This is a genomic window from Nitrospira japonica, from assembly GCF_900169565.1.
GTDB classification, from domain to species: Bacteria; Nitrospirota; Nitrospiria; order Nitrospirales; family Nitrospiraceae; genus Nitrospira_C; species Nitrospira_C japonica_A.
Genome location: NZ_LT828648.1, coordinates 2,180,177 through 2,192,785 on the forward strand (window position 1 = coordinate 2,180,177; position 12,609 = coordinate 2,192,785).

A 12,609-nucleotide genomic window follows, 5' to 3' on the forward strand; every position below is an offset into this window, starting at 1 on the left:
TCCTCTTTTACTACCGCGCTGCGAGCAAGACCGGTTTTTCCGCTTCGGAAGACGGAACACACGCAATCCCTTCGACTGCCTTCGCCTTATGAGCAGGGAGAGGTGGGTAAAGCGTTCGACTGTCGCGAGCGCAATCCACGAAGATAGGTATCAGGCAGGTGACTGTCAATGAACAGATGACTCACCCTCCTTTGCCGAACCAAGCAGTTCCTTTTTCGATGGGATTTGCTTGAGCAGGTCGGCGCGAATCTGATAGATGCCCTGCAATCGGTGCCCCATCGCATAGGCAAGTCCATTGGATTGGCTGCCGAGGGAGAGCTTGCCGGCGAGCTTCCCGTCCCGTCCGGTGGCGACGAATTCCGCAGCGGGCGATACGAGACCGTATGGAGCCAGCGGGCCGGACTGTTTCATCACCCGTTCTTCAGCCGGCACATTGACTACCCGGCTGACGAAGAGGTCTGCGGTCTGCTGATTGACCTTGTCGGCCGGGCGATCCTCCAACACCCACTCGCCGCTCTGATTGATCAGCACATATTGTTCCGTGGCGGTCTTGACCGACAACATCGCGATGTCGGGTGCGTCCACCCCGAGCAGCCGTTTGTCCTGCAGATTGAAGAGTTCCTTCGTGAGATCTCTGATCGCCGTGGGATTGATGCGGTAGAGGGGGGCGTCAGACGTCGTCTCGGCGATCGCCTCACCGCTTGACGGGTCCGGTTGGTACAGCTTGACCGTCTGATCGCCATCGGCGGCGTGGATGGTCACCTTCACTTTCGGTGCATGAAGGGTCTTGGCCAATGTGTCGCGTTCGGGGCCCGGATCGATGATGCCGAGTGCCTTCAAGTCTTCCAGGCGGAACAGCAGCATGCGGACTTCGTTCAAGTCGGCTTCGGCCTCGATGGGGTAGCGGATTTTCCATTTTGGTTTTGGCTTTTCATTCACGTTGTACAGCACGATTTCGGTCGTAGGATAGGTGAGACGAATACGGTCGACGTCGCCTTTGGCTATACGCAAGATATCTTTGCGTCGGAAGGTCATGAGGTTTTTATTGACGAAGTCTTTCGGCGCCATATCGGTTAGCAGCAGGGCATGGTCGGATTCCCTCAAGACATACAGAGTCGAGGATAGAGGGCCGCTGTCGCCGATGGACAGTGTTTCCTTTGCGGCGCCGGTCGTAATCGTGATCGTCGTCACAGGAGAGTCGAGCCCGAACGGCGAAAGCGTGGTCGGATTTTCTTCGACGATCCGATGCACGGATCCCGTCACAAGCGCACGGATCAGGCTTTGAACTTCACGTTGGTCTGCGTCGGTTTGCAGGGGAGAGGTGATCGTCCAGCCTTTCTCGCCGGTCCGCCCGAACACCAGTTCGCTCTGATCAGTCTTGATGGCCAACCCTGTCAGGGCCTGTTGATCCAGCAATAGGACTTTTCTCTTTTCGACCGTCTGACGTTCTTCGGTTTCCTTGGCCGGAAACTCGACGAGGTACAAGTAGAGGCCAAGACCTCCGAGAACGAGGGCCATGAGTAGGGTGGGCCAGTATCTCATGAGGATTAGAGTCGGCGCCGCTTCCGCCACACCGTTAGGCCGATCATGCACAGCAAGGCAGGAATAAGGATGACTTGCACATAGAGCAGCGTTCGTTCCTGAATCGGATTGGGAATAAAGGGTCTCAGGGCCTGGTCTCTTGGACCGATGGCAAGCAGTTCTCGATCCTCCGCCAGCCACCCTGTGGTGTGTAGAAGAAAATCACTGTTGCCTGGGAAATTGACGAAGCCGTTTGTTGCAAAGGTGCTGTTACCGATGATCACGATTCCTGGTCTTGGCTTGCCTTCAACGGGAGGTGCTTTGGGAGCCAAGGCAGCGGCCATCGGAAGCGGGCCCTTAATGTCTTCCTTTTCATTGAGACCCACGACCCGGCCCTTCAGATCCGTTTCAGCCCAACTGTTCGGGGAGGTGCGTGCAAGCGGCACGTAGTCCCAGTCCTTTCCCGTCTGCTCGTCAAAGGTGATATGTCGGGCGAGCGGAAATAGCACGGCCGCATTCAGATCTTGCGTAATTTCATGTTCGGTGAAGGTGCGGACCAGCAAGGCAGTGAGATCGCCTTGAGCGAGCCGGTCCTGCAGGTCGACAAGCACTCCGGGACCAAGTCCAAGCCCCCATCGGGACAACAAGGGGGACAGATCGGCCTGTGTGTCCGGATCCACCATGAGCAGCAGTCGGCCTCCCGCGTCCACGTATGTGCGGATACGGTCCAGCTCATCCGACGTAATCGGCTTACGGGGCCCCGCCAGTGCGAGGATCGCCGTGCCGTCCGGCACCGAAGGTTGCGATAACAGACTGATTGAGTCGATTTGGTAGCCCTGTCTGATCAGCAGCTCCTTGGCGGAAGAGAAACCTGTTCGTTCCCGGTCCGTGAGACTGTGTTCTCCGTGGCCTTCCAGGAAAAGAATGCGCTTTTTCTCGTCCCGCGAAACGCGCATGAGCGCGCCGGTCAATTCCGCTTCCGATGGATTGGTCACGCGGACCGTCTGTGTGCCGCTTTCGAAAATGGCCGTGTCGGTTCTGGTGATCCCATAGGATTGCGCTGCCTTGGGCTGGCGTTCCGGGTCGATGAATTCGACGGCCAGCTTGGGACTTGCCTGTCGATAACTGTCAAGCCGTTCTTTGTAAGACTGATATCCCGCATCTTTTTCTCTTGTGAAGACGGTGACCTTTACGTCGCGTGGCAGGCTGCGTAGAACCCGATGGGTCTGAGGCGCAAGCGAAAAGTTCTGATTTTCAGAGAGATCCCACCGAACCGAGTGGCGGGCCGACAGAAAGTTGATGATCGCCAGAATCGCCACCAGCAAGAGAGTCAGAATCAGGCTGTTGGCCCCGAGCCGCGTGGACCGACGGGACGAAAAGCTCTTGAGCGATTGAAAATGGACGATGAAGAATGCAACCAGGCAGACCAGCGCCAGCCCTTCTACAACCGTCACGAGCCACAGCTTCTCGGGTGCGAGGCTGTAGGCGACCAGGCCGGCGACCGCCAGGGCCGTTCCCAATACACCCAGTGGCAGGGTTCTGAGGTTCATCTCCATCTGGTGGAATCGACGACGCGATGAGTAAGAAACAACAATAGAATGATCGCGGTGGCAAAGTAGACGAGGTCCTTCGTGTCCACGAGACCGCGCACCAGGTGGTCGTAGTGCTCCATGAACGAGACGTAGGAAATGATCTGACCTGCCGTGGTATCGCCCAGCAGGGAGCCCATACCGGCGAGGAGCCACAGGAGCAGTAAGAGACCGAAACTGACGAACGCCGCGACGATCTGATTCTCGGTCAGCGCAGACGCGAGGAGCCCCACGCTGAGAAACAATGCGCCGAGTAACGCCAACCCCAGATAGCCGGTCAACACGGGGTGCCAGTCGAAATCGCTGAAGAGCGACAGGGTCAGCGGGATGAGGCTTGTCCATGCGAGCAAGCCCAGGAAAACCAGGAATACGCTTACGAACTTCCCGGCGACGATCTCGTTCAGTCCGGCGGGGGAGGTCATCAGGAACTCAAAGGTCCGAAGCTTCCGCTCTTCCGCGAAGAGTCGCATGGTGAGGATTGGCAGAATGATCAGGAGAACGAATCGCACGCTTGCAAAGAGATTGCGGAAGATGAGGTCGTTGAGGTTGATCTGCGCCTGGCCGCCCTGGATCTGCATCAACTGGATCGCTTGGGCGCCTGCGAACACGATGTACAGATAGGCCAGCAGTCCGACGATGAGCAGGAACACCGCTCCGACGACATAGACGACCGGCGACACGAAATACGAGCGTAGCTCTTTGGCAACGATGGCGCCGACCGGCGTCATGATGAGGTCTCCGCGCGTTCCATGGGTTCGAGTTCCGTCTGGCCGGATCCTTGCCCCGGTTCGCCCATGCTTTCCTCGTGGCGCGTGAGACGGAGAAAGACGTCTTCCAACGTCATGGAAACCGGCTTGAGTTCAACAAGGCCCCAGCCGCTGTTCACGGCAAGACGGCCGACGTCTTCTCGAATGTCGTGACCCAGTTCGGATTCCAGAAGGAAGCCGCCCCCTTCACCGCCGGCAAGGACATGTTGCACGCCGGGGATCTCCTTGAACCGGGCTTCGACGTCGCCTGGCGGCCGCTTGAGCACCACTGAGATTTTTTCCGAGTTGCGCAAGCGGGCGGAGAGTTGATCGGGTGTGTCTTCGGCGACGATACGTCCGGCGCTGATGATCACCACGCGCTGACAGACGGCGGTCGCTTCAGGAAGAATATGCGTGCTGAGGATGACCGAGTGTGATCCCGCCAGGCTTCTGATCAATTCCCGTATCTCAATGATTTGCTTTGGGTCCAACCCCACTGTCGGCTCATCAAGAATCAACACGGGCGGATCGTGAACCAGGGCTTGAGCCAGTCCCACGCGCTGCCGATAGCCCCGAGAAAGATTGCCGATCAATCGATGCCGGACCGGCCCCAATCCCAACCGCTCTACTTCGCGGTTGATTGCCGCGGTGAGAGTGTTGCTCGTCAGGCCGCGGAGTTGCCCAACGAATCGAAGGTACTCATCGACCGTTAACTCTTGATAGACGGGCGGGGTTTCCGGCAAATAGCCAATCCGCCGTTTCACTTCCAACGGTTGATCCTGACAGTCGTAGCCTGCGATCCGTGCCGATCCTTCCGTGGCCGGAAGGAAGCAGGTAAGGATCCGCATGGTCGTCGTCTTGCCGGCTCCATTGGGGCCCAGAAAGGCGAGCACCTCTCCTTTGGCGACGGAGAAGGTCACTCGGTCAATGGCGGTATGCTGTCCGTATCGCTTGGTGACTTGCTGAACGTCAATCATCTGTCGTCGCTGGTGTGCTGTCGGCTGAACGGAAATCGTCGAGGTCTATACAGGCGGGCTACTCATCACCGTTGGTCCATGTAAAAGACAGGGCATCTTACTCATCGGACAGAGGGCAGTCAATATCGTTGCGCGAGATGTAAGTTAGCCATTGGGAGGACTCCGGCAGTATAGACGGCAGCTTTACACGCGCCGAGCATCCTGTTAGAGTCCACCACACTCCGAACGACTTCCGGCAATGAGAGACAGAATCGTCACGCCGACTTGGCGTTGGGTTTCCACAGCGGTGATGGCGATTTCGATTGGGTTGCTGTGCGTCCCCCTCGTTCAGGCCGCTCAGGGTCGCACGTACAAGGTACAAGGGATTGTCATTGGGGTGACCTCGAATCAGTCTCCGCAACTGATTGTCGTCAATACCCCGATCACTCCCAAGAATTTCATGACCGTCGGCGCCACCGTTACGGCTCAGACCAAGATTCTACGGGGGCAGAAAAAGGTTCCGCTCCATAGTATTCGGGTAGGCGAGAGCGTCTGGCTCACGTATATAAAGAGTCCCGAAGGCCTGCTCGCCAGGATGATCCAAGCCAAGGGCTGATGAGTTCCTGGGCGGGAGCCAATGCGGCCTTTGGGATGACGGGGGAGTCTGGGCGCATCCCCGCACATGTGATGCTATGTGATTAATCCCGGCTCCAGCCGAACGTAGGGGGCGGGGACTACGCTGTCGGTATTGTTGAACGGCAGCGCTGGCTTTAGGTTGAACCGTGAGAGTCAAAGCCATCGGTTCAACCGGATAGAGGTGACGACATGACCGTTCATGCAACGCCATCACCGTGTACTGCCGCTCTGGCCGTCGCTCTGGGCGCTTGGTGCCTCGTGGGCGGCTGTTCTTGGATTCCGAAGGGTGATTCCCAATTCGACGCCGGTATCAAGGATCGCGGCATCGCCTCATGGTATGGCGAACCGTTCCATGGCAGGCAGGCCGCAGACGGGACCATTTATGATATGGAAGGGTTGACCGCCGCTCATCGCACGATGCCCCTGGGGAGCGTGGTCCGTGTGACCAATCTGACCAATGGTAAGTATGTCTATGTTCGGATCACGGATCGCGGTCCCTATGTCAACGGCCGAATCTTGGATCTTTCACATGCCGCAGCGGTGCGAGTGGGCATGGTAAAGGGGGGGCTGTCGCTGGTCCAGGTTGAAATCGTCGGAGAGCGGCGGCCGGATGCGCTGCTCTCCTCCGATGCGGTCGCGGCATTGTCCCTTGCCAGGATCGTCAGGGCCGATTCGACGGCACAGCCCGACGGCGTCGCGCTCGGCGCTCCTCATCGGCCCCGTCCCGGCGATTTGTGGACTCGGCGAAGAAACCTGAGCGTTCCGGCGACATTGGCGGCAGATCATACGGCGCATGTCCAGCTTGCCGCGCTTGTTCTCGACTAATCCGGTACGGTCTCCCGGCTCCCGTTGACAGCGCCTAAAGCGGTCCACTAGACTGCGGCGGATGTGCTTGATGCGGGGGCTCGGGACGTTTCAAATTCCCCCGGCTCAATTTCTTCGAGAATGATCCAGAGAACTTGACGGAAGGCGGAGGTTTGTCATGGCGAAAAAGGGGACGGAATCGGACGAATCGCGGCTCAAGAAAAAAGTCGCCACGAAGTTGAGCGGCCACGAGAATCCCGAAGGTGATGCGGCACTCCGCGCGCTTCGGAAACGGCTGAAGCGCGAACAGCGGAAGCGGCGCGCGCTGGCCCTGAGGAAGAAGCATGCCGGGGCGAACAAACCGGCAGCCGAGGGAGCTCCGGCGGCAGGATAGCCGGCATTCAGCCACCGCGTAAGGAAGCGATCCATGGAACAATCGGAAACACACGACCAAGACCTACACAAAGAAGCCGGTTCTGACGCCGCCTCCGACGAACTCACCGACCAGGTGGCGGCCGAATTGACGGGCGAGACGGCTGTGGCTGAGACGACGGATGAACAGCCTGAGGCCGTGCTGCTCGAAGAGGAGAAGCCGAAGGACGAGATCGACATACAAATCGATCTGCTCAAGGATCCTGACTGGGTTGTTCGACGCGAAGCAGCCATTACTCTTGGGGAAATGGCCGATGAGCGGTGCGTAGAACCGTTGTGCCAGGCGCTGCGGGACGGCGACTGGCAGGTTAGGGAAGTCGCTGTGGATGGTCTCGGTCAGATCGGCTCTCCCGCCGTAGAATTGCTGCTCAAGCTGCTTCGTGATTGGGACGTTCGCAAGTACGCGATCGGCGCATTGGGAAAGATCCGTGATGAACGAGTTCTCGACCCGCTCATGCTCCAGCTGCGGAACGACGAATTCAAGGACGATGCGACTAATGCCTTGGTCGAGTTGGGCGCCCCGGCCTTGTCGCGCCTGATTGTGGCATTGAAGGACAAGGATGAGTTGGTCCGAAAGCAGGCCGTGCTGGCTCTCGGCCGCATCAAGCATACCGATGCCATCGATCCGCTGATTGACATGCTGGCTGATAAGGACTGGTTTACGCGTCTGACGGCCGCTGCTGCGTTGGAAGCGATCGGAGACGATCGTGGACGCGAGGCCATCAAGCCGTTGACGAAAGATTCGGATATGGTGGTGAGGATGCGGGCCGAGCGAATTTTGGCGAAGTGGAAAAAACAGCCGGCCAACGCCTGAGCGGCTTCCCGCCTGACGTTGTGCGCGCGGAGTCGTTCTCTACTTGTCGAGTTGCCGGTCGATTTCCTTTTGAACGTCGTTGAGTTTCTTCATCGGAACCGGTTTTCCCATCGATAGTTCCAGCCGCAATTCCTGCAATGTGCCAATGATGGACCGCACGGCCTGAGTCGAGCCATCTTGGCGCGCTCCCTTGATAGCCGCTTCCAGACCGGCCACGCCGTCCGCCAGTTGCTTCGCCGCTTCCCCGAAATTTTTGTCCAGCACCTCTGAGCGAGCTTGAACGATTTTTGATTTGGTTTCGAGCAGGGCTTGCCGCCTGCGGAGATCCTGTTCGATTCCCATCGTGGTATCCATGACGTTTCGAGAGACTTCCCGTATCGATTTCGGTAACCCAGCCACTGTTTGCTCCAGAGTTCCGGTCGGCCGCTGTCCGAAATAGAATCCCGCTGCAAACGACCCCGTAATCAGGACGAGCACTCCGATGAATTTCCACATGCCTATCCTTTCCGTCCCTTGGATGCCGTGGACTTGCTGTGTCGGTCGATTTGTTGCAGCAGGCTTCCGGCCACGGTGATACGGACCGCCGAGTCCGAGTCGTGCAGACCTTTTTTCAACAGCGCGAACGGAGGTGGATTCGTTTTTCCCAAGGCCTTTGCCGAGAAGAGTCTGGGCTGAGGTTGCTGGTCCTGCAACAGAGTCTGGAGGATGGTGATCCCCTGCTTGTCGGAGGCCATCCCGAGAGCCTGTGCCGTGGCGGCGCGAACTGACGGATCCGGATGACGGGCCAGGTCCGTCGCAATTAGGACAGCGGATGAATCGCCCAATCGGAGAAGACCCTCCACGGCGTTGGCGCGCACCTGCATGGATGCGTCCCTCGTCAATTGGAGCAACAGCGGACGTGTTTCGGGGATGCCGAGCCGGCCGATGCTGACGGCGGCAGTGCCTCTGACCCTGGCGTGCTCGTCCCCGATCGCGTGTGTGAGCGGCGCGACCGCCCCGGGTTGACCGAACTCTCCCAACGCGCCGGCGGCAAACGCGCGAACCGATGGCTCGGGATCGTAGACCCCTTGGCTGAGCACCGCGAGGGTCGACGGCCGCTTGAGTTTGCCGAGCGCACCTAATGCGGCCATGCGGGTTTCCGGATCCGGAAGCGTGGCGGCTCCCGTGATATCGCGCAGCATGTCCTGTTTACCCAATCGATAGAGTGCGGCATAGGCGAATACGCCTTCGGGGCCGTCTTCGGTTCTCGCCACCTCGATCAGCCGGGGCACGATATCGTTGACTCCCCCTTCACTCAGTACATTCATGGCGGCAATGCGTACAGGCGGCATGTCGTCCCGAAGCGCGCGTCGCAGCGCGTCCGACTTCGAGGCGAGCCCGGCACGACCCAGACCCTCCACGGCGCGAGCCCGCACCAAGGGGGAAGGATCCAGGAGGCCGTCCTCGAGAATAGATCGGGTCTCGGCAAGCCCCAACTCCGCCAGCGCACTGTAGGCGGCAATTCTGACGTATTCCTTGGGATCACGGACGTGCGTGGTCAGTGTGCTCAACGCAAGCGAACGTAGGAGCGGAAATTCATCCGGCTGGTCACTGGGAACCAAGCGGTCGTATAGCGTCAGGGCTTCCCCGGTCTGGCCCAATTTCAGATAGCTTTGAAGCGTCACGCGAAGCAGATCCTTCGACGGGGTGCTGTCCGAGGGCCGTGAATTCCATAACTTGAGAACCTTGTCGTATTCTGCCTCGCGGTAAGCCTGAGAGGCTTCCTGCTCAAGGCTGGTTCCCGGTGTGGTCGCAGTTGCACCGGAAGCAAGGATGGCGGCAAGCAGAAGCGCCGTAAATGAAATTGCGAGTAGCGAGAGGCGGGTCACCATGCCATGGGCAATTGAGTTTTTCGGAAGGGAAGCGGAAGAAACGCTCTTACCATATCGTTGGGGTTCTGGCCATTGCCGGCGTGTAGAGCATCTCCACATAGTCCTTAACCATCCGCTTGGTGCAGAAGACTGGTGCCACAGTCCTGATGCTTTCTTTGACGAGTTGGAGCCAGCCTCGCGGGATACCGTCAATGTCCCGTTGATAGTAGAGCGGGACGACTTCTTGCTCCAACAGCCGATAGAGCTGGTCTGCATCGTGGCGGTCCTGAACGTCGACGTCGCCATCGGCCAGTGGTTGAATGCCCCAGCCGTTCGCCCCGTTATACCCTTCCTGCCACCACCCGTCGAGCACACTGAAATGCAGCGCGCCATTGAGTGCCGCCTTCATACCGCTCGTGCCGCTGGCTTCCATCGGAAAGCGCGGGGTGTTTAGCCAGATGTCCACGCCTTGAACCAGATACTTGGCCATGTGCATCTCGTAGTCTTCCAGAAACGCCACCTGGCCTCCCAACTTGTGGTCTTGGCAATAGCTCATGACCTCGTGAATGAAATAGCGTCCCGGTTCGTCTGCGGGATGAGCTTTGCCGGCGAAGATCAATTGGACGGGCCGCCATTGGTCGTGGAGAAGGCGTTTCAAACGGTCGAGGTCGGCGAACAGCAAGGTGGCTCGTTTGTACGTGGCGAACCGTCGGGCAAAGCCGATCGTGAGCGCTTCGGGATCGAGCAGGGTGCCTCGCGCCAGCACCTGCGAAGGGTGGAGCATTCCCTGCATCCAACCGGAGCGGACACGCTCTCGTATGAAGCCCATGAGTTTGCGCTTCATCGTCTGGCGCACGGCCCAGAGTTCATGATCGGGAATATCGGCAACCCGTTGCCACATGGCCGGATCGTCGCAGCTCTCGGCCCACATCGGGCTGAGCGATTTGCTATACAGCCTGTGAAGATCGGGAGAAATCCACGTCGGAGCATGGATACCGTTGGTAATGCTCCGGATCGGCACCTGTTCAACGGGAAGTCCGGGCCAAAAATGCTGCCACATTTGGCGACTAACCCGTCCGTGTTCACGACTGACTCCATTGAGATGTGCCGACAGCCGCATCACAAGGGCGGTCATGTTGAATCCCTGTCCCCGAGATTCCGGCGTTTCGCCCAGGCCCAGGAATTCCTCACGCGAGAGGCCGATCTGATCCCAAAAACCGGAAAAATACTTGTCCATCAAGTGGTGCGGAAACACGTCATGACCGGCGGGCACAGGCGTATGGGTCGTAAAGACAGTGCTCTGCCGGACAATCTCGCTGGCTTCCGCATGGGACGTGCCTGCTTGCATAAATTCACGCAAGCGCTCCAGGGTGAGAAATGCTGAGTGTCCTTCATTGGCATGCCAGACAGAGGGGGCGATGCCCAGGTTGCGGAGCACGCGAACTCCGCCGATGCCCAGCAGGATTTCTTGACATAACCGCATTTCCTGATCTCCCCCGTACAATCGGGCGGAGAGGGCGCGGTGTTCCGGCGTATTCTCAGGCACGTCCGTGTCGATCAGATAGAGCGGGACCCGACCGACCTGCACCTTCCAGACGACCGCGGCCACGGTCCGCCCGCCTATCTCCACTGCAATCCGACACGGTTCTCCGGACGGAGTCAGCGCCGGATGAATAGGAGACTCCGCGCGATTGAAGGCTGCATAGGCGGCTTCCTGCCACCCCTCGGCTGAGATTCGTTGCCGGAAATAGCCCTGGGGATACATGAAGCCGATGCCGACCAGCGGCACCCCGAGGTCGCTTGCCTCTTTGCAGTGATCGCCGGCCAGAATGCCCAGGCCACCGCTGTAAATCGGGATCGAGGTGTGAAGGCCGAATTCTGCAGAGAAATAGGCGATGGTCTCTTTCAGCGAAGCGGCGTGCTGTGTGCTAAACCAACTATGGCCATTGGCCAGGTATTGATCGAACAGTTTGATCACCGCGGAATATTGCCGGAGATAGGACGGATCTTCCGCCAGCCGCGCCAGTCGTTCCGGTTTCACGTCCGCGAGCAGCTTGACGGGATTATGTTGGGTCAGAAACCAGAGCGTGGGGTCGATCGTTTCGAACAGCTGCCGTGCTTCGAGCGTCCAACTCCACCACAAATTTTGCGAGAGTTCCCCAAGGCGGGCCAAGCTGAGCGGCAAACCGGCACGTGGGTTCTGAGCAATGTTCGTAGTCTCCACTGCGACTCCTTATGAATGTGGGGCCGGGATGGTCGTGAGGGGATTGCCGAGCACCCCGCGCCAAGTAAGATCAGGCGTGGCCGGCCTTGTGCCAGGAGGTCCACTCATCCGAGAATGCCACGGATGCGTAGCGTTCGCCAAGAATTTTTGCAACTCGATTCATCAGTTTGGTCAACTGTTGCACTTCTTCCTGGGTGAGATCCTGGCGAAAGCGAGGATGCAGTCCCCAGCGAGTTTCCACTTCCTCGCCGGAGACGGTGGACATGACGCTGATGAGCTTGATTTCATTTCCGGTAGGATTTTGGGGCGCAGAAGCCGTTTCCATGTGTGTCATCGAGGCGGACGTCGGCTGCACGGCCATGCCGGTCGACATGGGAGGAGCGTCACCCTGCAGAATGGCGGTGATCGCCGGGACCGCGGCACTGGCGCAGAGTGTGGCGGCAGATGTAATCTGAGGATGGCCGCTGACGCCGAGAGCTTCCGCGACACGTCCGCCGAAGACGTCAAACATCTCGTTCTTTGCCTTGCTGTCTTCTGCGATGGAAAAACGATAGCGCTCATAGAGTTGGCGGCTCTCCGCCACGGCGCCTCCGATCGTCATCATGATTTCAGACTGATCGACGCCGGAGCCGAACGCGGGTTCCAAGACCGTCTTGAGCTGGATGGTCACCGCGTCCTCCAGCCCGTTCATGAACTCCGGCTGGTCCTTGATCGGAATATGGAAGGCTGAAATCCTGTCCGTCAGATTGAACATGACTTTGAGGAATTCCAGATAGAGGCCCCACTCGTCCTGGCGCTTGAGCTTCATGGCCTGCTCCGGCGCATTCTTCTTCATCACAGTGACGGATTCGCCGGCGACGGCCAGCATCAATTCGGCGAGCGACCGTTGTTGGGCTCCGTATGGCGTCTTTCCCATATATAGATATAGTACTGTGGAGTATAAGGTCCGGTGCCGTCAGGAGGCGCATTATAGCCGAGAGATCCCTTCAGACTCCAGGGGCATCCCGAGAGCCGATTGTGACGGGATCCCGCCGCGT

The 12,609-nt window shown here is 58.7% G+C and carries 12 protein-coding genes; 4 read left to right on the plus strand and 8 right to left on the minus strand.

The window, feature by feature from the left end; all coding sequences use genetic code 11:
- Positions 1 to 165: 165 nt before the first annotated feature.
- The 4 genes from NSJP_RS10485 to NSJP_RS10500 are packed head-to-tail and all read right to left on the minus strand — an operon-like array spanning position 166 to position 4,833.
- Complete coding sequence (locus NSJP_RS10485) at positions 166 to 1,542, minus strand: DUF4340 domain-containing protein (RefSeq protein ID WP_155970097.1); 1,377 nt, start codon at positions 1,540 to 1,542, stop codon at positions 166 to 168.
- A gap of 5 nt (positions 1,543 to 1,547) precedes the next feature.
- On the minus strand, positions 1,548 to 3,071 hold the full coding sequence (locus NSJP_RS10490; RefSeq protein ID WP_172834281.1) for a GldG family protein: 1,524 nt from the start codon (positions 3,069 to 3,071) through the stop codon (positions 1,548 to 1,550).
- Positions 3,068 to 3,838: an ABC transporter permease gene (locus tag NSJP_RS10495; protein ID WP_080886855.1), complete on the minus strand. Its 771-nt coding sequence runs from the start codon at positions 3,836 to 3,838 to the stop codon at positions 3,068 to 3,070. The genes NSJP_RS10490 and NSJP_RS10495 overlap by 4 nt, the downstream gene beginning before the upstream one ends.
- The gene (locus NSJP_RS10500) at positions 3,835 to 4,833 is read right to left on the minus strand and encodes an ABC transporter ATP-binding protein (protein ID WP_080886856.1); all 999 of its coding nucleotides are present in this window, start codon (positions 4,831 to 4,833) and stop codon (positions 3,835 to 3,837) included. Before NSJP_RS10500 ends, NSJP_RS10495 begins: the two co-directional genes overlap by 4 nt.
- A gap of 238 nt (positions 4,834 to 5,071) precedes the next feature.
- Between NSJP_RS10500 and NSJP_RS10505 the strand changes: the two genes are divergently transcribed.
- The 4 genes from NSJP_RS10505 (at position 5,072) to NSJP_RS10520 (ending at position 7,498) form a co-directional block, all read left to right on the plus strand.
- Complete coding sequence (locus NSJP_RS10505) at positions 5,072 to 5,428, plus strand: hypothetical protein (protein ID WP_080886857.1); 357 nt, start codon at positions 5,072 to 5,074, stop codon at positions 5,426 to 5,428.
- Positions 5,429 to 5,637: 209 nt separating this feature from the next.
- Positions 5,638 to 6,273: a septal ring lytic transglycosylase RlpA family protein gene (locus NSJP_RS10510; RefSeq protein WP_080886858.1), complete on the plus strand. Its 636-nt coding sequence runs from the start codon at positions 5,638 to 5,640 to the stop codon at positions 6,271 to 6,273.
- A gap of 157 nt (positions 6,274 to 6,430) precedes the next feature.
- Positions 6,431 to 6,646, plus strand: coding sequence for a hypothetical protein (locus tag NSJP_RS10515; RefSeq protein ID WP_080886859.1), 216 nt, complete (start codon positions 6,431 to 6,433; stop codon positions 6,644 to 6,646).
- A 33-nt stretch (positions 6,647 to 6,679) separates the two neighbouring features.
- A complete protein-coding gene (locus tag NSJP_RS10520) occupies positions 6,680 to 7,498 on the plus strand; it encodes a HEAT repeat domain-containing protein (RefSeq protein ID WP_080886860.1) in 819 nt (272 codons plus the stop codon).
- Positions 7,499 to 7,537: 39 nt separating this feature from the next.
- Here NSJP_RS10520 and NSJP_RS10525 read toward each other — a convergent pair whose 3' ends face one another.
- The 4 genes from NSJP_RS10525 to NSJP_RS10540 all read right to left on the minus strand — a co-directional run bounded on the left by NSJP_RS10525 (position 7,538) and on the right by NSJP_RS10540 (position 12,488).
- The gene (locus NSJP_RS10525) at positions 7,538 to 7,993 is read right to left on the minus strand and encodes a hypothetical protein (protein ID WP_080886861.1); all 456 of its coding nucleotides are present in this window, start codon (positions 7,991 to 7,993) and stop codon (positions 7,538 to 7,540) included.
- Between the two features lie 2 nt (positions 7,994 to 7,995).
- On the minus strand, positions 7,996 to 9,369 hold the full coding sequence (locus NSJP_RS10530; RefSeq protein WP_172834282.1) for a HEAT repeat domain-containing protein: 1,374 nt from the start codon (positions 9,367 to 9,369) through the stop codon (positions 7,996 to 7,998).
- Between the two features lie 46 nt (positions 9,370 to 9,415).
- Positions 9,416 to 11,572: an alpha-glucan family phosphorylase gene (glgP, locus tag NSJP_RS10535; RefSeq protein WP_080886863.1), complete on the minus strand. Its 2,157-nt coding sequence runs from the start codon at positions 11,570 to 11,572 to the stop codon at positions 9,416 to 9,418.
- A gap of 70 nt (positions 11,573 to 11,642) precedes the next feature.
- Complete coding sequence (locus tag NSJP_RS10540; protein WP_080886864.1) at positions 11,643 to 12,488, minus strand: hypothetical protein; 846 nt, start codon at positions 12,486 to 12,488, stop codon at positions 11,643 to 11,645.
- Positions 12,489 to 12,609 lie beyond the last annotated feature (121 nt).